Origin of the sequence: Henriciella aquimarina (assembly GCF_002088975.1) — a bacterium.
In the GTDB taxonomy this organism is placed as follows: domain Bacteria; phylum Pseudomonadota; class Alphaproteobacteria; order Caulobacterales; family Hyphomonadaceae; genus Henriciella; species Henriciella aquimarina.
Genome location: NZ_NCST01000061.1, coordinates 23453 through 46057 on the forward strand (window position 1 = coordinate 23453; position 22605 = coordinate 46057).

General features: G+C 63.7%; 20 protein-coding genes. 14 read left to right on the top strand and 6 right to left on the bottom strand.

Going from position 1 to position 22605, the window contains the following annotated elements:
- Positions 1 to 9: 9 nt before the first annotated feature.
- Both gltB and dnaJ read left to right on the top strand, forming a co-directional pair.
- Positions 10 to 4536 carry a glutamate synthase large subunit gene (gltB, locus tag B8784_RS08620; RefSeq protein WP_084397444.1) on the top strand — a complete coding sequence of 1509 codons (4527 nt, stop codon included), beginning with the start codon at positions 10 to 12 and terminating at the stop codon, positions 4534 to 4536.
- A 93-nt stretch (positions 4537 to 4629) separates the two neighbouring features.
- On the top strand, positions 4630 to 5799 hold the full coding sequence (gene dnaJ / locus B8784_RS08625) for a molecular chaperone DnaJ (protein ID WP_084397446.1): 1170 nt from the start codon (positions 4630 to 4632) through the stop codon (positions 5797 to 5799).
- Between the two features lie 3 nt (positions 5800 to 5802).
- On the opposite strand, the gene B8784_RS08630 is transcribed toward dnaJ, so the two are convergent.
- Together B8784_RS08630 and B8784_RS08635 are read right to left on the bottom strand one after the other, a co-directional pair.
- Positions 5803 to 6315 (bottom strand): DUF6265 family protein, encoded by a 513-nt coding sequence (locus tag B8784_RS08630; RefSeq protein WP_084397448.1) that lies wholly within the window; start codon positions 6313 to 6315, stop codon positions 5803 to 5805.
- A 16-nt stretch (positions 6316 to 6331) separates the two neighbouring features.
- Positions 6332 to 7093, bottom strand: coding sequence for an alpha/beta hydrolase (locus B8784_RS08635; protein ID WP_084397450.1), 762 nt, complete (start codon positions 7091 to 7093; stop codon positions 6332 to 6334).
- A 150-nt stretch (positions 7094 to 7243) separates the two neighbouring features.
- Here B8784_RS08635 and B8784_RS08640 point away from each other — a divergent pair, with 150 nt between their 5' ends.
- From B8784_RS08640 to infC, 3 genes are all read left to right on the top strand, one after another.
- Positions 7244 to 8428: a glycosyltransferase family 4 protein gene (locus B8784_RS08640; RefSeq protein ID WP_084397452.1), complete on the top strand. Its 1185-nt coding sequence runs from the start codon at positions 7244 to 7246 to the stop codon at positions 8426 to 8428.
- 14 nt (positions 8429 to 8442) lie between these two features.
- Positions 8443 to 9471 carry a glycosyltransferase family 9 protein gene (locus tag B8784_RS08645; protein WP_233356034.1) on the top strand — a complete coding sequence of 343 codons (1029 nt, stop codon included), beginning with the start codon at positions 8443 to 8445 and terminating at the stop codon, positions 9469 to 9471.
- Positions 9472 to 9532: 61 nt separating this feature from the next.
- On the top strand, positions 9533 to 10075 hold the full coding sequence (infC, locus tag B8784_RS08650) for a translation initiation factor IF-3 (protein ID WP_084397456.1): 543 nt from the start codon (positions 9533 to 9535) through the stop codon (positions 10073 to 10075).
- Positions 10076 to 10094: 19 nt separating this feature from the next.
- On the opposite strand, the gene B8784_RS08655 is transcribed toward infC, so the two are convergent.
- Positions 10095 to 10445: a hypothetical protein gene (locus B8784_RS08655; protein ID WP_158085637.1), complete on the bottom strand. Its 351-nt coding sequence runs from the start codon at positions 10443 to 10445 to the stop codon at positions 10095 to 10097.
- A gap of 199 nt (positions 10446 to 10644) precedes the next feature.
- Here B8784_RS08655 and B8784_RS08660 point away from each other — a divergent pair, with 199 nt between their 5' ends.
- The 8 genes from B8784_RS08660 (at position 10645) to B8784_RS08695 (ending at position 18049) form a co-directional block, all read left to right on the top strand.
- Positions 10645 to 11739, top strand: a complete 1095-nt coding sequence (locus tag B8784_RS08660) for an AI-2E family transporter (protein ID WP_084397460.1) — start codon at positions 10645 to 10647, stop codon at positions 11737 to 11739.
- A gap of 156 nt (positions 11740 to 11895) precedes the next feature.
- A complete protein-coding gene (gene rpmI, locus B8784_RS08665; protein ID WP_084397462.1) occupies positions 11896 to 12096 on the top strand; it encodes a 50S ribosomal protein L35 in 201 nt (66 codons plus the stop codon).
- Positions 12097 to 12193: 97 nt separating this feature from the next.
- On the top strand, positions 12194 to 12556 hold the full coding sequence (rplT, locus tag B8784_RS08670) for a 50S ribosomal protein L20 (protein ID WP_084397464.1): 363 nt from the start codon (positions 12194 to 12196) through the stop codon (positions 12554 to 12556).
- An 8-nt stretch (positions 12557 to 12564) separates the two neighbouring features.
- Positions 12565 to 13023, top strand: a complete 459-nt coding sequence (locus B8784_RS08675) for a GNAT family acetyltransferase (RefSeq protein WP_084397466.1) — start codon at positions 12565 to 12567, stop codon at positions 13021 to 13023.
- 3 nt (positions 13024 to 13026) lie between these two features.
- Complete coding sequence (gene pheS, locus B8784_RS08680; RefSeq protein WP_084397468.1) at positions 13027 to 14100, top strand: phenylalanine--tRNA ligase subunit alpha; 1074 nt, start codon at positions 13027 to 13029, stop codon at positions 14098 to 14100.
- A gap of 16 nt (positions 14101 to 14116) precedes the next feature.
- Positions 14117 to 14722 (top strand): hypothetical protein, encoded by a 606-nt coding sequence (locus B8784_RS08685; protein ID WP_084397470.1) that lies wholly within the window; start codon positions 14117 to 14119, stop codon positions 14720 to 14722.
- A gap of 3 nt (positions 14723 to 14725) precedes the next feature.
- Entirely contained in the window at positions 14726 to 17122 is a 2397-nt protein-coding gene (gene pheT / locus B8784_RS08690) for a phenylalanine--tRNA ligase subunit beta (protein WP_084397472.1), read from the top strand.
- A gap of 45 nt (positions 17123 to 17167) precedes the next feature.
- The gene (locus B8784_RS08695; protein WP_324611913.1) at positions 17168 to 18049 is read left to right on the top strand and encodes an ion transporter; all 882 of its coding nucleotides are present in this window, start codon (positions 17168 to 17170) and stop codon (positions 18047 to 18049) included.
- Positions 18050 to 18174: 125 nt separating this feature from the next.
- Here the strand turns inward: B8784_RS08695 and B8784_RS08700 are convergent, their stop codons facing one another.
- From B8784_RS08700 to ccrA, 3 genes are all read right to left on the bottom strand, one after another.
- Positions 18175 to 19668, bottom strand: coding sequence for a M20 family peptidase (locus B8784_RS08700; RefSeq protein WP_084397474.1), 1494 nt, complete (start codon positions 19666 to 19668; stop codon positions 18175 to 18177).
- Between the two features lie 86 nt (positions 19669 to 19754).
- On the bottom strand, positions 19755 to 20156 hold the full coding sequence (locus B8784_RS08705) for a hypothetical protein (protein ID WP_084397476.1): 402 nt from the start codon (positions 20154 to 20156) through the stop codon (positions 19755 to 19757).
- 82 nt (positions 20157 to 20238) lie between these two features.
- Positions 20239 to 21510: a crotonyl-CoA carboxylase/reductase gene (gene ccrA, locus B8784_RS08710; protein ID WP_084397478.1), complete on the bottom strand. Its 1272-nt coding sequence runs from the start codon at positions 21508 to 21510 to the stop codon at positions 20239 to 20241.
- A gap of 147 nt (positions 21511 to 21657) precedes the next feature.
- On the opposite strand from ccrA, the gene B8784_RS08715 reads away from it, so the two are divergent.
- Positions 21658 to 22569 carry an aminotransferase class IV gene (locus tag B8784_RS08715; RefSeq protein WP_084397480.1) on the top strand — a complete coding sequence of 304 codons (912 nt, stop codon included), beginning with the start codon at positions 21658 to 21660 and terminating at the stop codon, positions 22567 to 22569.
- Positions 22570 to 22605 lie beyond the last annotated feature (36 nt).

Consider the following 22605-nt stretch of genomic DNA (forward strand, 5'->3'; position numbering starts at 1 on the left):
ACCAGAACCATGACCGATACGATCGACAAATATCTCATTGAGCGCCAGAAGCTGATCGAGGCGCACGCCTATGACCCGGAACACGAGAAGGATGCCTGCGGCGTCGGTCTCGTCGCTTCGCTCGACGGCAAGCCGAAGCGTGAAATCGTCGAAATGGGCATCAAGGCGCTGAAGAATGTCTGGCACCGGGGGGCCGTCGATGCCGACGGCAAAACCGGTGACGGTGCCGGCATCCGCATCGAGGTCCCGCAGGACTTCTTCCGCGAGCAGGCCGAGCGCACCGGGCACAACCCGACCGAGGACCCGATCTGCGTCGGCCAGATATTCCTGCCGCGCACCGATCTCGCCGCGCAGGAAGCCGCCCGTGCCATCGTCGAGACCGAGATCCTGCACTTCGGTTTCTATATCTATGGCTGGCGCCAGCCGCCGGTCGACATTTCGGTGATTGGCCAGAAGGCGGCCGATACGCGCCCCGAGATCGAGCAGGTCATGTTCCGCGACTCGCGGGAGCGCACACCGGACGAGCTTGAGCGCTCGCTTTACCTTTGCCGCCGCCGCATCGAGCGCAAGGCGCGCGAAGCCGGCATTCCGGGCTTCTATATCTGCTCGCTCAGCCACAAGTCGCTGATCTACAAGGGCATGTTCCTCGCCCAGGACATCGACAATTTCTTCCTCGACCTGAAGGATGAGCGCTTCGTCTCGCCGATCGCGATCTATCACCAGCGCTATTCGACCAACACTTTCCCGCGCTGGGAGCTGGCCCAGCCGTTCCGCATGCTCGCCCATAATGGCGAGATCAACACGCTGCGCGGCAACCTCAACTGGATGAAGAGCCACGAGATCAAGATGGTCTCCGGCGCGTTCGGCGACGACGTGGAAGACGTGAAGCCGGTCGTGCCGAAGGGCCAGTCGGACTCCGGCGCCCTGGACGCTGTCTTCGAAATCCTCTGCAAGGCCGGTCGCACCGCGCCGATGACCAAGGCGCTGCTTATTCCGGAAGCCTGGTCGAAGCGCGCGTCCATCATTCCCGATAATCACGCCGCGCTTTACGCCTACTGCAACTCGGTCATGGAGCCGTGGGACGGACCGGCCGCGATCTGTGCCTATGACGGGCGCTGGGCGATTGCCGGGCTGGACCGCAACGGCCTGCGCCCGCTGCGCTATGCGCTGACGGCCGATGGTATTCTGGCCGTCGGCTCCGAGACCGGCATGTGTCCGCTGTCTGGGCATGAAGTCGTGCGCCGCGGCCATGTCCGTGCTGGCGGCATGATCGCGGCCAATCTCGAAGAGGGCCGCTTCTACGAGCATGACGAGATCATCGACGAGCTCGCCGCCGAGCATCCGTATGACAAGTGGCTGAAGAATGTGAAGGAGCTGGAAGAGGACATCATCCAGGGCGAGGAGCCGCGTCTCTATGACAAGGAGATGCTGATGCGTCGCCAGATGGTGGCCGGCTTCTCGCTGGAGACCTCCGAGCTGATCCTCGCGCCCATGGCCGAGACCGGCAAGGAAGCCATCGGCTCGATGGGCGATGACAGTCCGCTTGCCGTGCTATCCTCCGAGGCCCGCCCGCTGTCGCATTTCTTCCGCCAGAATTTCAGCCAGGTGACCAACCCGCCGGTCGATCCGCTGCGGGAAGACCGGGTGATGTCGCTCAAGACGCGGTTCAAGAATCTCGGCAATATCCTGACGACCGACGAGACCCAGCAGAACGTCTTCGTGCTGGAGAGCCCCTTCCTGTCGACGGGCATGTACCGCCGCCTGATGGATACGCTCGGCGACGGCGTCGAGCATGTCGATTGTACCTTCAAGCTTGCTGACGTCATGGGGGACGGCGCCGCACTGAAGAATGCCCTTTCGCGCATCCAGGCCGAAGCCGAAGAAGCTGTGCGCGCGGGCCGGGAACACATCGTTCTCACCGACGAGCATCAGGATATCGACAATGTCGCCATCCCGATGATTCTCGCCACCGGGGCGGTGCACTCCCACCTGGTCAGCCAGGGGCTTCGCACCTTCTGCTCGCTGACTGTGCGGTCGGCGGAATGCCTCGACACGCACTACTTTGCCGTGCTGGTCGGCTGCGGGGCGACCTGCGTGAACGCCTATCTTGCCCAGGAAGTCATCGCCGACCGTCACGCGCGCGGCCTGCTCGGCGACGAGCCGCTGGCGGCCTCTGTCCAGAACTACAAGAAGGCGATCGAGGCCGGCCTGCTGAAGATCATGTCCAAGATGGGCATCTCGGTGATCTCCTCCTATCGCGGCGGCTATAATTTCGAGGCGCTTGGCCTCTCGCGCGCCCTGGTGGCGGACTATTTCCCGGGCATGACCAGCCGCATCTCCGGCATCGGCCTGGCGGGCCTTGAGGACAATGTGGTCGACCGCCACGAAGCCGGTTTCGATGAGGATGTCATCTCGCTGCCGGTCGGCGGGTTCTACCGTCTGCGCGCTTCCGGCGAACCGCATGCGCTGGATGGCAACCTCATCCACATGCTGCAGGCGGCCTGCGACCGTGGCGACTATGCGCTCTACGAGAAATATGTCGAAGCGCTGTCCAACCGTCATCCGATCCAGCTGCGCGACCTGATCGACTTCAAGACCCACAAGCAGACGGCGATCCCGCTGGAGCAGGTCCAGTCGGTCAACGAAATCCGCAAGCGCTTCGTGACCCCCGGTATGTCGCTCGGCGCGCTGAGCCCCGAGGCACACGGCACGTTGAACGTGGCGATGAACCGGATCGGCGCGAAGTCTGTCTCAGGCGAGGGCGGCGAAATCCGCGAACGCTACCGCCCGCTGCCGAATGGCGACAATATGAACTCCGCCGTCAAGCAGGTCGCGTCCGGCCGTTTCGGCGTGACGGCTGAATATCTCAATGAGTGCCGCGAGATCGAGATCAAGATCGCCCAAGGCGCAAAGCCCGGCGAGGGCGGCCAGCTGCCCGGCTTCAAGGTGACCGAACTGATCGCCAAGAACCGGCATGCCACGCCCGGCGTGACGCTGATTTCGCCGCCGCCGCACCACGATATCTATTCCATCGAGGATCTGGCACAGCTCATATACGACCTGAAGCAGATCAATCCGGAAGTGCGCGTCTGTGTGAAGCTTGTCGCCCAGTCGGGTGTCGGCACGGTCGCAGCCGGTGTGGCGAAGGCCAAGGCCGATGTCATCCTGATCGCCGGCGGCGTTGGCGGTACGGGTGCCAGCCCGCAAACCTCGATCAAATATGCCGGCCTTCCCTGGGAGATGGGGCTCGCCGAAGCCCACCAGGTGCTCTCGCTCAACAATCTGCGCGACAAGGTCACGCTGCGCACCGATGGCGGCCTGCGGACGGGCCGGGACATGGTGATCGCGGCGATGCTCGGCGCCGAGGAATATGGCGTCGGTACCGCCTCGCTCGTGGCGATGGGCTGCATCATGGTGCGTCAGTGCCACTCCAATACCTGCCCGGTCGGCGTCTGCGTGCAGGACGAGGCGCTGCGCGAGAAATTCACCGGCACGCCGGAGAAGGTCGTGAACCTCATGTCCTTCCTGGCCGAGGATGTCCGCCGCATCCTGGCGAGCCTGGGGCTCTCCTCGCTGGATGAAGCCATCGGGCGCACCGACCTGCTGGCCCAGGTCAGCCGTGGGGCGTCCCACCTCGACGACCTCGACCTCAACCCGCTTCTGGTGAAGGTCGAGACCGCCACACCGGTCGTCTATCGTCCGGGCCACCGCACCGAAGTCTGGGACACGCTGGATGCGCAGATCCTGCGCGACGGCGAGCCCTTCTTCATGCGCGGCGAGAAGATGCAGCTGGAATATGACGTCCAGAACGTCCAGCGCTCCATCGGCGCGCGCTGCAGTTCCTCCATCGTGCGCAAGTTCGGCGAGAAGGCCCTGCCGGAAGGCCGCCTGCGGGTGCGCCTGACGGGCAGTGCCGGGCAGTCGCTCGGCGCCTTCTCCGTTCAGGGCCTGCTGCTCGAAGTCTATGGCGACGCCAATGACTATGTCGGCAAGGGCCTGTCGGGCGCGACGATCCAGCTGCGGCCGCGCCGCGGTTCCCAGCTTGACGAATCCGACAACACGATCATCGGCAATACCTGCCTGTATGGTGCCACGTCCGGCCGGCTCTACGCCGCCGGGCAGGCCGGCGTGCGCTTCGGGGTTCGCAACTCCGGCGCCGAAGCCGTGGTTGAGGGGTGCGGCGCGAATGGCTGTGAGTACATGACCGGCGGCCGCGTCGCCATTCTGGGGCCTGTGGGCGACAATTTCGGCGCCGGCATGACCGGCGGTGTCGCCTGGATCTGGGACCCGGACGAGAGGTTCGCCCGTGTCGCGAATCCGGACTCCATCGACTGGTACACGCTGGCCGACATGCCGGAAGAGCATATCGGACGCTTCCAGCTGATGCTGGAAATGCATGCCGAACGCACCGGGTCGAAGCGGGCGAAGAAGCTGCTCGAGAACTGGGAGCAGACGCTCAGCGAGACGCTGCTGATCGTCCCGAAGGAAGTGGCCGGCATGATTCTGGGCGAAAGCCCGGTTGCAAAGGCCGGATAAGACGCACACTGCCTGTAGTGCCGCCCTTGCAACCAGGGGCGGCGCTCCCCAGCTTTCCTGCTAACTGCCAAACAGCGGACTTTTACCACTGCCATGAGCAAACGGGACTACTATGAGATTCTTGGCGTCGCGAAGGACGCCGACGCCAAGGCGCTGAAGAGCGCTTATCGCAAGCTCGCCCTGAAGTACCATCCCGACCAGAACCCAGGTGACGAGGAAGCCGAAGCCAAGTTCAAGGAAGTTGGCGAGGCCTATGCCATCCTGTCGGACCCCGAAAAGAAGGCGGCCTATGACCGGTTCGGTCATGCGGCCTTTGAAGGCGGCGGCGGTGGCCCGGACGGTGGCAATCCGTTCGGGAACATGGATCCGGGCGACATTTTCGAGAATATTTTCAGCCAGGTCTTCGGCGGTGCCGGCGGTTTTGGCGGCGGACGCCGCCGCAATGGCCCGGCGCGCGGGAATGATCTGCGCTATGATCTTGAAATCTCCCTCGAAGATGCCTTCACCGGCAAGGATACCGAGATCGTTCTTCCTGCGGCTGTCGAATGCAGCGTATGCGAGGGATCGGGTGCCGAGCCGGGTACCAGCCCGGAAACCTGCCCGACCTGTTCCGGCGCGGGCCGTGTGCGTGCCACACAGGGCTTCTTCACCATGGAGCGCGCCTGTGCGCGCTGCTCCGGTCGTGGCAAGGTAATCCCCAACCCCTGCAAGGCCTGCCATGGCGCCGGCCAGGTGCGCGAGGACCGCGCGCTGCAGGTCAAGATTCCGGCCGGTGTCGAAAGCGGCATGCGCATCCGCCTGTCGGGCGAGGGCGAGCCGGGCCTGCGTGGCGGGCCGAAGGGCGACCTCTACATCTTCGTCGATGTGGCCGAACACGATATCTTCGAGCGCGATGGGCCGAACCTTTACTGTCCGGCGCCGGTACCGATGGTCACCGCAGCGCTTGGCGGCGAGATCGAGATCCCGACAATCGATGGCGGACGTGCCAAGGTCACCGTTCCGGAAGGCGCCCAGACCGGCCGCAAGCTGCGTCTGCGCGGCAAGGGCATGCCGAGCTTGCGCGGCGCCGGTCATGCCGGTGACCTCTATGTCGAGATGATCGTCGAGACCCCGCGCAACCTGTCGCACCGCCAGAAAGAGCTGCTGCGCGAATTCTGCGAATGCTCGGGCGCCGACTGCAACCCGGAGAGCGAGGGCTTCCTCGGCCGGGTGAAGAAGTTCTGGGACGGCATGACGGGCGAAGACCAGCAGCGCCCGAATTAAAGCCTAGTCGGCCTTCGAATAGCTGAAATCCGCGCGGCCCTGATCGCTGATCCGGACGGCTGCGCGCAACTCGCCCGGGGCCACCAGCGCGAAGGTCAGCCCGTCGAAATAGGCGGCCGTTTCCCCGAGGGCGACCAGCGGAAACGCCTCGCGTTCGTCCTTCTCCTCCCAGCCTGTCAGGTCGGGGTGGAAATGCTTGATGCGCAGGATCACCGAGCCGTCTTCCTCGGCGAAGTGGTAGAACTCGTAGAATTGCAGCGTGCCGTCGGCTTTCGACTGGCGGAACATGCCCATGATCTGTCCGCCGGACGGGGCCGACATGATTTCCTCCGAAACCCCGCCAAGCCCGCCGCCTGTCCAGCGGCCTTCAAGCCAGGCCAGATCCTCGATGGTCGCCGCGGCAGGAGCTGTGCCGGGGGCGAGTGACTTGATCTCGACCGGCGCGGCCTCGTCCGCATGGGCTACCATCGTGACGCTTAAGGCCGTCATGGCCAGCGCGCAGAGGATCGGTTTCATTGGCGTTGCGTCCCGCTTACCCGTTTGCGGACACTATATCCGCGATTTCGGCGCACGTCGCCTTCAATCTCTTGATGTCCTGGGGCCGCGAGAGGCGGTGATCGCCATCCTTGATGAGATGGAAGACAAGGTCTTCGGCCGTCATCGCCTCGACCAGGCGGAAGGCATGTTCCCATGGCACATCCGGATCTTCCCGGCCCTGCAGGATGCGCACAGGCCCCTCGAAGGGGATAGGCTTGTCGAGCAGGTTCCACTGGCGCCCATCCTCGATCAGTGCGCGGGTAATGGGGTAGGGGTCACCATATTCCGACGGGCGCATGAAGACGCCTTTCTCCATGATGTCGGCGCGCGCGCTTTCGTCGAATTCCGGCCACATCAGCTTGTCGGTAAAATCCGGCGCCGGGGCAATCAGGACAAGGCCATCCACCCGATCCTTCAGCGCCAGCATGGAAAGCAGTGCCATCCAGCCGCCCATGCTGGAGCCGACCAAAACGAGCGGCCCGCGCGTGCACTGTTCTATGGCCTGAAGCGCGTCCTCACGCCAGGTGGTGATTGTGCCGTTTTCGAAGGCGCCGGCCGATTCGCCATGGCCGGAATAGTCAAAGGCAAAAAAGCCGTGGCCTTCAGCTTCGGCCCAGGCTTCCAGCTCCATGACCTTGGTGCCCGTCATGTCGGACTTGAAGCCCGACAGCCACACGAAGGTAAGCCCGGATCGCCCGTCGGACTGGCGATAGGCGAGGCGTCTGCCATTAGTGCAATCAAGATGAAGTGTTGTCATGATACCATGGCCTCCAACGGCTTGCAGGCGAAGTCAAGCAAGGCGCTTTGCGGATGGCACGGATACGGTTAGACGCGAATGCAGCGCCGGGGGGCGTGCTAGCTGGAGTGGCCTGTGGCGGTAGCTTTGAAGTACCTTGAAAAGGCGCGCATGAGTGCAATCGAATTCCCCGACCTTCGCGGAAAGACCATTCTTCAGGTCATCCCGGAGCTGTCTGCCGGTGGGGCCGAACGCACAACCGTCGAAATGGCCGAGGCGATCCGGGAAGCTGGCGGCTGGCCGCTGGTAGCAAGCGAAGGCGGGCGTCTGGTCGAGGAACTGAAGACCGCTGGCGGGCTGAATGTGGACATGGCGCTCAGCTCCAAGAATCCGTTCCGGGTCCGCAGCAATGCCGGCAAGCTCGCCAAGCTCATCCAGGCAAAATCCATCGACCTGATCCATGCCCGCTCGCGCGCGCCAGCATGGAGCGCCTACTGGGCCGCTAAGAAGACCGGCATTCCGTTCGTGACGACCTATCATGGCGCCTATTCTGGCGTGTCGGGGCTGAAAAAGGTCTACAACTCGATCATGGCGCGCGGCGACCTCGTCATCGCCAATTCCGAATGGACCGCCGCGCATGTACGCAGTGTTCACGGCATCGAGCGCGAGCGGCTGATCACCATTCCGCGCGGGGTCGATTTCGAGGTCTTCGACCCGGCCGTTGTGAGTGACGAACGCGTCCGCGCCGTCCGTGAGAGCTGGGAGATCGGCGCCGACGAGAAACGTCTCGTCCTGTTGCTGCCCGGCCGGCTGACGGAATGGAAAGGCCAGAAGGTGGCGATCAATGCGCTGGCCAGCCTCTCCGGTGCCGAACGGGTCAAGCTGCTGCTGGTGCTCGCCGGCGATGCGCAGGGGCGGGCGAACTACGTCGCTGCCCTGGAAGACCGCATCGTCGAGACAGGCTTGGGCGGATCGGTGCGGATTGTCGGCCATTGCGAGGATATGGCCGCTGCCTACAAGGCTGCCGACATCGTGCTGGCGCCCTCGACGCGGCCGGAAGCGTTCGGACGGGTGGCGGCGGAAGCCTCCGCCATGGGCAAGCCGGTGATTGTCGCCGATCATGGCGGGCAGAAGGAAATCGTCATCGAGGGGGCCACCGGGTCACGCGCCGAACCGGGCAGCGCTGCCGACCTGGCCGCCTCGATCCGCGCCATCCTGCAGCTCGGCCCCGAAGGCCGGGCCGGCATGGGCGAGGCGGGCCGCCAGCATGTCGGTGAGCGCTTCTCCAAACGGGGGCTTCAAGCTGCCACACTTGGGGTCTATAAGCGCCTCCTGGAGACGCGGGACGACAGGTAAGGTTCGATTTGGGTGTGGCAAGCAATCCGGGCGAGGCGGCAAAGCGCGTTCTCGTCATAAAGCTGAGTGCGCTGGGCGATTTCGTCCTAGCGCTCGGTGCCATGCGCGCGATCCGCGAGCAGCACCCCAAGGCTGTGCTCACCCTGCTGACCACGCCGCCTTTTCAGGAGCTCGCCAAGGCCACCGGCTATTTCCAGCATGTCGAGACCGATGGCCGGCCGAAGGGCGTGAAGGCCACGCGTGAGCTGCTGAAACGTATCAAGGCGGCCCGCTATGACATCATCTACGACCTGCAGACTTCCGGGCGCACGGCGAATTACTTCAAGGCGCTGAACCTGCCTTTCTCGACCCCGCCGCTCTGGTCGGGCCATGCCGAGGGCGCGGCTTTCTTCCATGACAATCCGAAGCGCGGCGAGATGCATTCGATTGACCGCCTCGCCGAGCAGCTGGAAGTCGCCGGCCTTGATCCGAAGGCGCTGACGCTCGACTGGCCGCCGATCGCGGACATGTCTTTCGTCCGCCGGGCCCAGGGCAGCAAGCCGTCCCTGACGCCGGAATATTTCGGGATCAAGGGCCCGTACGCCCTGTTCATCCCGGGTGCGTCGGCCCACCGCGAAGCCAAGCGCTGGCCGGCCGAGCGGTATGGCGGACTGGCGCAGGAAATCGCCGATGCCGGCGTGACGCCGGTCATCATCGGGGGCAAGGCGGAGTCGGAAATTGCCCTTCAAATCACCCGGATCGAGCCGCGCGCGCGCAACATTGTCACCCGCACGAACCTCTTCCAGATCGTCACGCTTGCAGAAAAAGCACTCTTTGCGGTTGGCAACGACACTGGACCGATGCATATGGCGGCACTTTCCGGCTGTCCGGGCGTTGCCCTTTTCGCGACAAGCGAGAGCGATCCGGAACGAGCATGTCCGCGTGGCGCAAACATTATTGTCTGCAAAGCCGACACGCTCGACCAGCTGAGTGTCCGCGACGTCTGGCAGGCGGTACAGATGCTCAGTGTGATCCCGGCCGAGACGGCTGGCGGTCAATCTTGAAAATTACGCCGGAAATCGGCATATTGAGCCACCTTTTACAGGCTACCAAAGGAGAAGAGCCATAGCACGCAGACCTCATGCGGCCCCGCCGTCCAAACGCGACAGTGGACCGCGCACTAACAGGGATATCCGGGCAGACAAGGTGCTGCTCATTGACGAAAACGGTGAGAAACAAGGCGTTATGCCTCTGATGGCGGCGCTTGAAGCGGCCGAGGAGGCCGGTCTCGACCTTGTCGAAGTGTCGCCGAACCAGGACACCCCGGTCTGCAAGATCATCGACTATGGCAAGCTTCGCTACGAAGAGCAGAAGAAGAAAGCGGCTGCCAAGAAGAAGCAGAAATCGGCCGAACTGAAAGAAATAAAGATGCGGCCGAACATCGACACTCACGATTATGAGGTGAAAACCAAGTCGATGACCCGCTTCTTCGAGGAGGGCGACAAGGTGAAGGTCACCCTGCGCTTCCGTGGTCGCGAAATGGCCCACCAGCATCTCGGGATGGAGCTGCTCCAGAGGGTCAAGGAAGAGTTCGACGAGATTGCCAAGGTCGAGCTCGAGCCGAAACTCGAAGGCCGCCAGATGACCATGGTGATGGCGCCGCGCTAGGCGCCAGGGCCCTCGGGCCTTACGGTTTCATCCCGCAGTCCGAGATAGCGGCGTTCATGAAGTCGAGCATCTGCTGTTGCTGCTCGGGCGTCATGTTGGCCGCTGTTTCCTTCGCCCTGCGGGTGGCTTCGCCATTGTCGCCGGGCGAGAGCGTGCCCATGGTCACGAACATGTCGAAGACCTCCGGATCCAGCCGGGCCTCGGCTTCATTGGCCATGCAGGCGCAGTCTTCGCGCGTGCCCATCTGGTCCATGAAGCAGGCCTCGGCGAGTTGATCGGTCTTGTTCGTCTCTTCGCCACCACAGGCCACCGCAGCCAGGCAGGTGAGTATCAGTGCGGGCTGCCAGCGCATCTCCTGTGTCCTCCCCATGCGTGGGTCTTGAGTAAAGCAGGAAATCGCGCAGCCTTGAAGAGCGTTTTCCTTTCAGCCCGCTGGCGCGGAACCTAAGCCCGCGTGAGGCGTCCTGTTTCACACGTGTCCCGGTGTCCTGCCGGGGCAGTTTGAATTGCCCAGCGCGTGCAACACCCCTGATCCGGGCTCTGTCATGGGCTGTGGGTGAAGGATATGCATGAATGACACTGAGACCGACCGGAGCCGGGCACTAGACCGTATCTTCATCACACGGGCGCTTTTTGTCCTCGCCGCCATCATGATCGCCATGATGGTCGTGGAGCTGGCAAGTGTCCTGGTCCTCGTCTTCGGAGCCGTCATCGTGGCGGTGCTCCTTCGCGCCATCATGGATCCCCTGCGGGCGCATACCCCCATGCCCGCGCCGCTCTGTCTGGGCATTTCCGTCCTTCTGGTGGCCGGCAGCCTGATCGGCATTGGGGTGTTCTTCGCAATCAAGGTCGCTCATCAGGCCGATCAGCTCCTGACCATCCTGCCGGAGCGCATTGATGCGTTACAAGGCGAGCTCCAGAGCAGCGAATTTGGCCGGATGGTCTCAGGCTTCATCTCCCTGGACGACCGGTCCCTGAACCTGACCAGCGGGACACCGGCTTTTCTCGCCAGTGCATTTGGCGGGACTGTCAGCCTGATCGTCGTGCTCGCGGGCGGCCTGTACCTCTCTGCCAATCCCGCCCTTTACCGCGACGGGCTGGTCGCGCTCATCCCCGCCAATCAGCAGGCGCGCTTCCGTCACGCGCTGAATGCAAGCGGGCGGGCGCTGAATGGCTGGCTCATCGCGCAGCTCATGTCGATGACCGTGGTCGGCATCCTGACATGGCTTGGCCTCACGCTTGTCGGCGTGCCGGCGGCGACTGCGCTCGGCATCTTTGCCTTCGTCGCACAATTCGTCCCGATTATCGGGCCCATCGTGGCGGCCATTCCCGGCATCCTTGCCGCCTCGTCGGTCGGGATCGATACGACCCTGTGGGCTGTCGGCGTCTATGTGCTGGTCCAGCAGCTCGAATCGAATGTCATCACCCCTTTCGTGCAGCAGCGCGTCGTCTCGCTGCCCATGGTGCTGACCATGTTTTCGGTCGTTACCTTCAGTGCCCTTCTCGGCTTTGTCGGGATGCTGTTTGCGACACCGCTCGCCGTCGTGGTTTTCGTGCTTGTGAAGATGCTCTATGTCGAGGACATGCTTGGCCATGACATCAAGGTCGGCGTGGAAGAGAAGACTGACGGCCAGCAGGGCGACCGGGGCGCGGCGAAAAGCTGATACGGATCGCAGCGCCGCGCGTCCTGCCACCTTGATTCTGCCGCTTCCTTGCGTCATAAGCGCGATCTTTCCGGGCACTGCGGGCCGAAAACGGCATGCCTTCAGGCCCATGAACGACAAATCAGCGGGCGTTCGCCGCCCCGACAGGAGATCGAAATGCCGAAGATGAAGACGAAAAAGGCCGCTGCGAAGCGGTTCAAGTTCACGTCCACGGGCAAGCTGAAGCACGGTGTGGCCGGCAAGCGCCACCGCCTGATCAGCCACAACGCCAAGTATATCCGCCAGAACCGCGGCACCAAGCCGGTGGCGAAGGCCGACGAATACCGCGTCAAGAAGTACCTGCCCTACGGGCTTTAAGCCCGTTACCCGGCCGGCCCCGGACCCGATCCGGGGGAATGAGCCGGGAGCCATCTCAACAGAACTCGAACCGAACACATTTCAGCAGGAGGCCTAGATGCCCCGTTCAAGAGCCAAAGTGCCGGCACACGCCCGCCACAAGAAAATCCTCAAGGCCGCCAAAGGCTATTATGGCCGCCGCAAGAATACCTTCCGCACGGCAAACGCCGCTGTCTGGAAGGCCGGCACCAACGCCTATATCGGCCGCAAGCAGAAGAAGCGGACCTTCCGCTCGCTCTGGATCCAGCGCATCAATGCTGCCGTGCGCCAGCATGATGACTCGCTGACCTATTCGCGCTTCATCAACGGCCTGTCCAAGGCCGGCATTGAGGTCGACCGCAAGGTCATGGCCGATCTCGCCGTGCACGAGCCGGAAGCGTTTGGCGCCCTGGTGGAAAAAGCCAAGGGCGCGCTGGCGTAAGCTAACCAATGACTGATCAGCTCGTCCTTCGGCCCGCCCTGCTGGCCGATGGGCCGGCTGTTGTTGCGCTCTGGCAAGCCTGCGGCCTCGTCGCAGACTACAATCCGCCCATGGCCGATTTCGAGCGCGCGCTCACCTCACAGGTCTCCACCATTCTTGTCGCCGAGCAGGCCGGCAAGATCGTGGGAGCCGTGATGGCCGGCGATGATGGCCACCGCGGCTGGATCTATTACCTCGCTGTTTCGCCAGCCCTTCGCAAACGGGGCATTGCCCGGCGCCTTCTCACCGAGGTCGAAGCCTGGGCTGATGCGCGCGGCGTGCGGAAAATCCAGCTCATGGTCCGCCCATCCAACAGCGAAATACAAGAATTTTACGAGCAGACGGGCTATGGCGAAACACCACGGCTGGTCATGGCGAAATGGCTTGATAAGGAAGTGGCGGGCAACCCCCCGCCGGATCGGAGCTGAGAGATGTCAGAGATCGAAACCATCGAGAAAGAGGCGCTCGGCGCTGTCGCAGCGGCAGAGGATCTGGCCGCGCTCGATGCTGTCCGCGTCGCCGAGCTGGGCAAGAAGGGCCGCATCTCCGGCCTGATGAAGACGCTGGGCGGCATGAGCCCGGAAGAGCGCCAGGAGATGGGCCCGAAGCTCAACGGTCTGCGCAACCGCGTCCAGGAAGCCGTCGAGGCCCGCAAGGCCGAGCTGGAAGAAGCCGAGCTCGAAAAGCGCCTCGAGACCGAGCGCATCGACATGACGCTGCCGCCCCGGGCCGTTCCGGAAGGCCGTTTGCATCCGGTCATGCAGGTCTTCGAGGAGGTTGCCGCCATCTTCGGCGATATGGGCTTCACCGTCGCGGAAGGCCCCGACATCGAGGATGACTGGCACAATTTCACCGCGCTGAACTTCCCCGAAGGCCACCCGGCGCGCGAGACCCACGACACCTTCTTCTTCAATTCGCAACAGGGCGCGGCGCCCAAGGTGCTGCGCACCCATACCAGCCCCGTGCAGGTGCGTGTGATGGAGGCCCAGAAGCCGCCGATCCGCATCCTTGTGCCAGGCCGGGTCTACCGCAATGACTGGGACGCGACCCACACGCCAATGTTCCACCAGGTCGAGGGGCTGGTGATCGAGAAGAACATCCATATGGGCCATCTCAAGGGCTGCCTGATCGACTTCGTGCGGGAGTTCTTCGAAGTCCCGACCGTCGAGGCGCGCTTCCGCCCGCACTTCTTCCCCTTCACCGAGCCGTCGGCGGAAATGGATGTGAAGTACACCAAGCGCGGCGAGTCGATCGAGATCGGCGCCGGCGACAGCTGGATGGAAATCCTCGGCTCCGGCATGGTGCACCCGAACGTGCTGCGCAATTGCACCATCGACCCGGACGAGTATCAGGGCTTCGCCTTCGGCATGGGTATCGACCGTCTGGCCATGCTGAAATACGGCATGCCGGACCTGCGCCCCTATTTCGAGGCCGATGCCGGCTGGACGCGCCATTATGGCTTCCGGCCATGGCTTTCGCCCAGCGTTGCTGGCGGGTTGAGCTAGGAGGCGACTGAGGGCCATGGGCACGGGCAACAAGGCAGAAATGCTGATTGCGATCTGCGCTGTTCTGACCAGCGTGATTGCCCTTTTTGTCGCCTGGGACCAGGGCCGCGTCATGCGCGCCCAGCAGCATGGCGCCGTCTTCCCTGTGGTGCAGATCGACGGCTTCGTCTCGACGACCGCCGACCATGCCTCCATGGGCGTCCGGCTTAGCAATAGCGGGGTTGGCCCGGCGCTGATCGAGCGGGTACAGATGCTCAAGGATGGTGCGCCTGTCGACAGCCTGCAGCCCTATGTCGACCGCTTGCCGGAAAACTACGACCTCTCCTGGAGCGGCCTGACGGGCCGGGCCATTGCGCCGGGCGCCGAGGTTGCACCGATCGAGCTTCTCTGGACGCGCGAGGACATTTCCGACGACCGGCTGAACAGTACGGCGGCCGAATGGGCCGAGCTCAGCCTGGAGGTCTGCTACTGCTCGGTCTTCGACCGCTGCTGGGTCACGCGCGGCATCGGGACTGCCCGCTCCGAGCGGGTGAAGCAGTGCGAGCAGAGCGACGCCGACATTTTCGAGGCGCTGGCCACGCGGCCGGCCCTTTCGACAACCGATACCCCTGAAGTGGACTAGACGATGAAATTCACGCTCTCATGGCTGCAGGACTATCTCGCCACCAAGGCTTCGCTGGAGGACATCCTTGCGACGATGCTGAAGGCTGGCCTCGAGGTGGAAGAGGTCGAGGATCCGGGTGCGAAACTGGCCGAGTTCACGGTCGCCCATGTGAAAACCGCCGAGCCGCATCCTGACGCGGACCGTCTGCGCGTCTGCACCGTCGATACCAAGGATGGCGAGAAGCAGATCGTTTGCGGCGCCCCGAATGCGCGCGCCGGGATGACGGCGATCTATGCTCCGCTTGGGACCTATATTCCGGGGCTCGACTTTGCGCTCGACAAGAAGCCGCGCAAGATCCGCGGTATCGAGAGCCAGGGCATGCTGTGCTCGACCAAGGAGATCGAGGCCGGCGAGGATCATGACGGCATCGCCGATCTGGACGGCGACTGGAAGGTCGGCACGCCGGCCGCCGAAGCGCTTGGGCTGACCGATCCGGTCATCGATTTCGAGGTCACGCCCAACCGCCCGGATTGGCTGGGCGTCCAGGGCATCGCCCGAGACCTGGCGGCTGCTGGCACCGGGCGCTTTCTCGAGAATCCGATCCGTAAGGTCGAAGGCAGCTATCCGTGTCCGGTCCAGATCAAGCTGGAGGCCCCGGAAGCCTGCCCGGTCTTTGCCGGCGCGCTTGTGCGCGGGGTGAAGAACGGTCCGTCTCCGGACTGGCTGAAGCAGCGGCTGAAAGCGGTCGGCATCACGCCGAAATCCCTGCTCGTCGACATCACGAACTATATCTCCTTCGACCGGGCCCGCCCGCTTCACGTCTATGATGCGAAGAAGCTGAAAGGGGCTGTGACGGCCCGCCTCGGCAAGCCGGGCGAAAGCTTCGATGCGCTGGACGGCAAGACCTATGAGGTCAATGAGGATATGTGCGTGATCGCCGATGATAGCGGCGTGATCGGCCTCGGCGGTGTCATGGGCGGCGAATCCACGGCCGTGACCGACGAGACCACGGACGTCTTCATCGAGAGCGCGTGGTTCGATCCGATGCGTACGGCCCGCACCGGCCGCACCACCGGCATTGTCTCGGATGCGCGCTACCGGTTCGAGCGCGGCGTCGACCCGGCCGGTTGCGTGGATGGGCTCAATTTCGCGCTGGCGCTCATCAAGGAGTATGGCGGCGGCGAACTCTCCTCGGCCAATGTGGCCGGCACGGCCCCCGTCGAGGGCAAGCGTGTCTCCTTCGACCGTCACGACATCCCGCGCCTGACGGGCCTCGACATCAAGCCGGGCGAGATCAAGAAGATGCTCAAGGAGCTTGGCTTCGGGATCGAGGATGCCGGCGAGGCCTGGTATCTGACCGTGCCGACCTGGCGCTTCGACATCGAGCAGTCGGCCGACCTTGTCGAGGAGGTCGCCCGGCTGGTTGGCTACGACAACCTGCCGACGACTTCGCTTCCGCTGCCGCCGGAAGGCCGCAAGGTGGTCGTCACCCCGGCGCAGGCGCGGATGCGCACGGCCCGCCGTGTGATGGCTGCACGCGGCTTCCTGGAAGCGGTCACCTGGTCCTTCATGCCGAAGGCGCAGGCCGAGCTGTTCGGCGGGGGCGGCGAGGCGCTGACCATTGCGAACCCGGTTGCCAGCGAACTCAACCAGATGCGCCCGAGCATCCTGCCCAACCTCGCCGTGGCGTCCCAGCGCGGCTTTGACCGTGGCGAGCGCGAGATGCGTCTGTTCGAGGCCGGCCCGGTCTATATCGGCGACGGGCCGAAGGATCAGCGCAATGTGGTTGCCGCCATTGTCCGCCCCGTGGCCGAACGCCACTGGAGTGGCAAGATCGCGCCCTATGACGCCATCGCCGCCAAGGCCGATCTCTTCGCGCTGCTGGCTGAACTCGACCAGCCGCCGGAGCGCTTCCAGGTCGAGGCTCCGCGCCAGCCGCACTGGCATCCCGGTCAGGCGGCCTGCCTGAAGCTTGGGCCCAAGGTCACTGTTGCGCATTTCGGCGCGCTGCACCCGCGCGCACTGAAGGCGCTTGATGTCGACGGGCCGGTCTATGGCTTCGAACTCAATCTCAACGCTCTGCCGATGATGAAGGCGCGGGCGACCAAGACCAAGCCCGTGTTCGAGCGCTCGGACCTTACGCCTATCCGGCGCGACTTCGCTTTCGTTGTCGATGAGGGGGTTCCGGCTGCCGACATCGTGCGCCATGCGAAGTCGGCAGAGAAGAAGCTCATTACGGGTGTGCAGGTCTTCGACGTCTATCAGGGGACCGGCATCGAGCCGGGGCAGAAATCGGTCGCCATCGAGGTGACGATCCAGCCGGCCGGCGAGACGCTGAAGGACAAGGATATCGACGCGATCGCCGACAAGATTGTCGCTTCGGTCTCCAAGGGCACGGGCGGCGTGTTGCGGGGCTGATCATCTGCGGATAAGCCTGAAGTCTCTGACGGAAGAGGGGACTTCATGGCCGTTCAGCAGATCATGACGCAAATGGGCTTGCGCCACCGGCTCTATCGCCAGATGGAGCCGACCGCGCGCGACCGGCGGGGTCTCTCGCCGCTCAACCTCTTCATCGTCATCCTTGTCCTGCTGAGCTTCCTGGCGCTGGCGCTTGAGACCGAGCCGACCATGAGTGACGCCTGGATGCAGGCGATCAAGGTCTTCAACATCGCCATCATCGCCATTTTCGGCGTCGAATATGTCCTGCGCCTCTGGGTAGCCGGGGAGGACCCGCATTATCGCGGCTTGATGGGGCGGGTACGATACGTCTTTTCCGGTTATGCCATGGCCGACCTTGTGGCCTTCCTGCCGGAGTTGCTCTGGATCCTGTTCAAGCCCGAGGATTCCGGCCAGCAGGTGGTGATGGTGCTGCGGGTCTTGCGGCTGGCGCGTCTTGCCAAAATTGCACGCTTCATCCCGGCCTTCGACGTGCTGGGCGCGACGGTGCGCCGGTCCGGCCAGCAGCTTTTCACCACGCTCGCTATGGCGCTGGCGCTTGTCTATGTCTCGGCGGTGGCGCTCTATTTCATCGAGGGCGTCGGTGGCCAGCATCAGGAGAGCTTCGCGTCGATCCCGCGGGCTATCTGGTGGGCCATCGCGACGCTGACGACGGTCGGTTATGGCGACGTCTATCCGGTCACCCCGCTCGGGCGGTTCTTCGCCTCGGTGATCGCCATTGCCGGCATCGGCGTGGTCGCCCTTCCGGCAGGTGTCTTCGCCAGCGCTTTCTCGGACGAGCTGCGCGAGCGCGAGAATGCCAAGCTGGAAGAGCGCAACAAGGAACTCGAAGCCGAAGTCGACGAATATGAAGCGCGCGAAGCCTCGGCGCCGGAAAGCCAAGCCTGACCCAGCCCCACCCCGACCCTCCCCGCAAGCGGGGAGGGAGAACATGTGGCACAGTCTTCGTACAATCCTGAAAGCCAGGCACAACGCATTCCCTCCCCTCTGGAGAGGGTTAGGGTGGGCCTGCGCTATTCCTCGCCTGCATCCATCGCCAGCACGATCTGCCCATAGCCGCGCGCGAGCCGGCCCATATTCTCGACCGTGATGCGCTCATTGGTGCCGTGGAAGCCGGTAATGTCCTCCTCGGTCATGATGGCCGGCATGAAGCGGTAGACATCGTCTGTGATCGCGGCGGCATAGCGTGAATCCGTCGCGCCCAGCACCAAGGCCGGCGTGACCGGCGCGCCGCGGCCAACCTCGCCGGCGACAGCGTTGAGCACGCCATAGGCGCGGTTGTCGATGGCGCTGACGGGCGAGGCTTCGCTGCCGATGCTGCCCTCAGCCTCGCTTACCTCGATGCCGCCAATGTCGTCTGTGAGGTCGCGCACATGCTGCATCACCTGTTCAGGCGTGTTGTTGGGATGGATGCGGAAGTTGACGATGGCCATGGCGCGCTGGGCAAGCACGTTTTCCTTGGCCGAACCCGACAGCATGGTGGGCGCGGTGGTCGTGCGGATCATCGCATTGCCGGCCGGGGTGGCCGAGAACTGGCTGTCCAGCATGCCGCCGAACAGCCACTGATTGGCCATCGCCATGCGGGGCACGAAGCCCATTTCCATCGAGACCACCCGCATCATGTCGGAGATGGGCGGCTTGGAGAAGTCGGCCTCCAGCTGGTTTTCGTCCAGCGCGACAAGGGCGCGCGACAGGCGCACCGTGGCGCTGTTGTGCGGCGGTTGCGAGGAGTGGCCGCCTTCGCCCTTTGCCGTGATCTTCAGCGTCAGATAGCCTTTTTCGGCAATCCCGATAAAGCCGAGCGTGCCGCCGGTCAGCGGATTGGTCTCCAGCACCATGAAGCCCTCATCGAGCGCCATGACCGGCTCGACGCCGCGGTCCTGCAGCAGCTGGATGCCCGCTTGCGCACCCGAGCCGGAGATTTCTTCATTATGGCCAAGTTGGACAAGAATGGTCCGGCGCGGCTCGAAGCCGTCACGGGCGAGCGCGTCGAGCGCTTCCATGATGCCAATGAGCGAGCCCTTGTCGTCGATCGCGCCACGGCCATAGACATAGCCGTTCTTGATCTCGCCGGAGAAGGGCGGGGCGTCCCAGTCGCCTTCGGTGCCGATATTCACGGGCACAACATCCTGGTGGGCCATCAGCAGCAGCGGCTTCAGCGACGGGTCCGAGCCCTGCCACGTATAGAGCAGCGTCAGGCCGCCCGGCACGGTCTCCTTGCCGGCGGCGGCATGGAAGGCCGGATAGGTCTCTTCCAGCCAGGCCTGAAGGTCGAGCCATGGGCCCTCCTGGCCGGGGCGCGGATCGCCCGGGGCGACCGTGATCGTGCGGAACTGGATGGCTTCGGAGAGGTGCTGGGCGGCGGTCTCGGCCGAGACGGCGGGCGGGTCGGGAAGGTCCACCGACTGAACGCCTTCCGGCGCGCCGCCATACAGGAATGTGCGCGTGACCAGGACAATGATCAGGAGGACGACAAGTCCCCCGATGCCGAGCAGGATATTCTTCAAACCAGCTTCCCCTCTTGTGATCTTATTCCGGCGCAGTCTGGTCTGCGAACCGCTCAAGGACAAGAGGTGACGCCCGCGTCAGTTTCTCACTGGCTGGACTGGCAGAGATAATGGGTCTGGACGGCGCCGTTCGGATTGGCCGTCAGCTGCAATTGCGGGCCTTCGGCGATCATCCTCACGATGAAGCGTTCATGCGTGGCGAGATCGGTGAACTCGGCGAACTGGTTTTCGCCGGTAAACACATATTTGCCCGAGGGCGTGGAGAGTTGCCCATTGTAGAAGACACGCGAGGCGCCGACGCCGACAAGCTCGGACAGGCCGGCATCAGGCGTGTGAGGGGCACCGGTTGCGTCGATGATCTCATACTCGCCGGTCAGTTCACCGGCGACCCCGTCCAGGTCGCAACTATAGTGCAGCGTGCCTAAGGGATGGGCCCAGGCAGGCAAGGCGATTGCCGCGATCAGGAATAGGGAGAGGGCCGGTTTCATGGCGTGTGCATCCTGCCGGGAAACACCCCGGCAGGTAGTATCCTAGGCACACTGGCATGAAACAGCTAGTGAAATTTCAGTATCAGGCCTGCCCGCTCACGGCGAGCACGTCTTCTACGGTGCGCAGGCCCGGCTTCGGTGACGTGACGAGCACGGCCATGTTGCCTGGCAAGTGCTTGTTATCAAGCATCTTTTCGTGTGCGGCGGGAATGTCTGCCCATGGGAAGACTTCCGACATGCACGGGTCGATCCGCCGGTCGATGACGAGCTGGTTGGCGGCCGAGGCCTGCATGAGGTTGGCGAAGTGAGAGCCCTGTACGCGCTTCTGGCGCATCCAGAGGAAACGGGCATCCATGGTCAGGTTGAAGCCGGTCGTGCCGGCGCAGATGACCACCATGCCGCCGCGTTTCACCACGAAAACCGAGACCGGGAAGGTGCTCTCGCCCGGGTGCTCGAAGACGATGTCGACATCCTTCTTGTTGGTATGCTCCCAGATGGCTTTGCCGAATTTGCGGCTCTCGCGCATATAGTCGCCGAATTCCGGGCCGTTGACCTTGGGCAGCTGGCCCCAGCAATTGAAGTCCTTGCGGTTGAGCACGCCCTTGGCGCCCATGGAATAGACAAAGTCGAACTTGTCCGGGTCCGACACCACGCCGAGCGCGTGCGCACCCGTGACGGCGCAGAGCTGCACCCCGAAGCTGCCAAGGCCGCCAGACGCGCCCCAGACCAGCACATTATTGCCCGGCTTCACGATGTGCGGCCGGTGGCCGAACAGCATGCGGTAGGCGGTCGCGAGCGTCAGCGTATAGCAGGCGCTTTCTTCCCAGGTGAGGTGTTTCGGGCGCGGCATGCACTGGCGCGCCTGCACGCGGCAGAACTGCGCGAACGAGCCGTCCGGCGTCTCATAGCCCCAGATGCGCTGGGACGGCGAGAACATCGGGTCGCCGCCATTGCATTCTTCATCGTCACCATCGTCCTGGTTGCAGTGGATGACGACCTCGTCGCCCGGCTTCACACGGGTGACCTTGCGGCCCACGGCCCAGACAATGCCGGAGGCATCCGAGCCTGCGATATGGAAATCCTGCTTGTGTACGTCGAAGACCGAGACCGGCTCACCGAGTGCCGCCCAGATGCCATTGTAATTGACGCCGGCGGCCATGACGAGCACGAGCACTTCGTCGGAATCGATCTCCGGAACCGGGACCTGCTCGATCTGCATGGCGGTGGAAGGGCGTCCGTGGCGGTCCCGCCGGATCGCCCATGCATGCATCATTTTGGGAACGTGAAACTCTGGCGGAATTTCGCCAAGTTCATAAATATCTTTCTTTTCACGCGCTTTTGTGGCGGTGGTCATGCTCTCGGGCCTCCGATTTGTGTGATGTGTGCAAGATTGTTTCTCTCACTCCACATTCCTCTTATTGGCTGGAGACTGACCAAAACATTCACACCAAGGCAAGCAGAAAATTGTTGCGCCGCAACATGAGTGTAGGGGGATAGATGTATGGGACCAGCAGACTGGGTCTATCTGAACGGGTCGTTCTGTCATGCCGCCAGCGCGGCCATTTCGCCGTTCGACCGGGGATTCCTCTTCGCTCACGCCGCTTATGAAGTGACATCGGTATTTGACGGGCGGTTGATCGATTTCACCGGACATGTGGCGCGCCTGCAACGCACCCTGCTCGGAATCGACATCGAGACCGACTGGGACCGCGAGCGCCTCGAAGCACTCCATCTCGACCTGCTGCGCCGCAACAATGTCTCGGAAGGATTTGTCTATCTGCAGGTGACCGGTGGCGCCTATGGCAACCGCGACTTTGGCGGTCCCGAGACGCTGAAGCCCGGCCTGTTCCTTTTCTGCGAAGCCCGCCGCCTGATTGGCGAGAAGGCCCGCGACGGTGTGGCCGCCATCCTGGTCGAGGATCAGCGCTGGAAGCGGCGCGACTACAAGACGACCCAGCTTCTGGCGCAGGCGCTGGCCTATCGCGACGCCGCCAAAGCCGGGGCGAGCTCGGCGATCCTGCATGAGGATGGCATGGTCACCGAAGCCGCGTCCGCCAATCTCTGGGTGGTGACTGAAGACGGTACGCTCATCACCCGCAATCTCGGCCACCAGATCCTGCCGGGGGTTACCCGCCAGTCCATCCTCGACCGGCTCGCCGGCAGCGGCCTGGCGGTGGAAGAGCGCGCCATTGCGGTTCAGGAGCTGCGCACGGCGCGCGAAGTCTTCACCACGGCGACGACGTCCATGGTCCTGCCGGTTGTCACCCTCGACGGCAGGCCTGTGGCAGACGGCAAGCCCGGCCCGGTCACCCGGCATGTGCAGGGGCTCTATTACCGGGCGATTGGAGCGGATATCGATGCGCGGGCGCCATGGCTCAACGCGTTTCCGGGCAGCCTGGGCAGCAAGCCCTGAGCGCTGCGCGCCAGGCTGGCGCAGCCAGACCCGTCT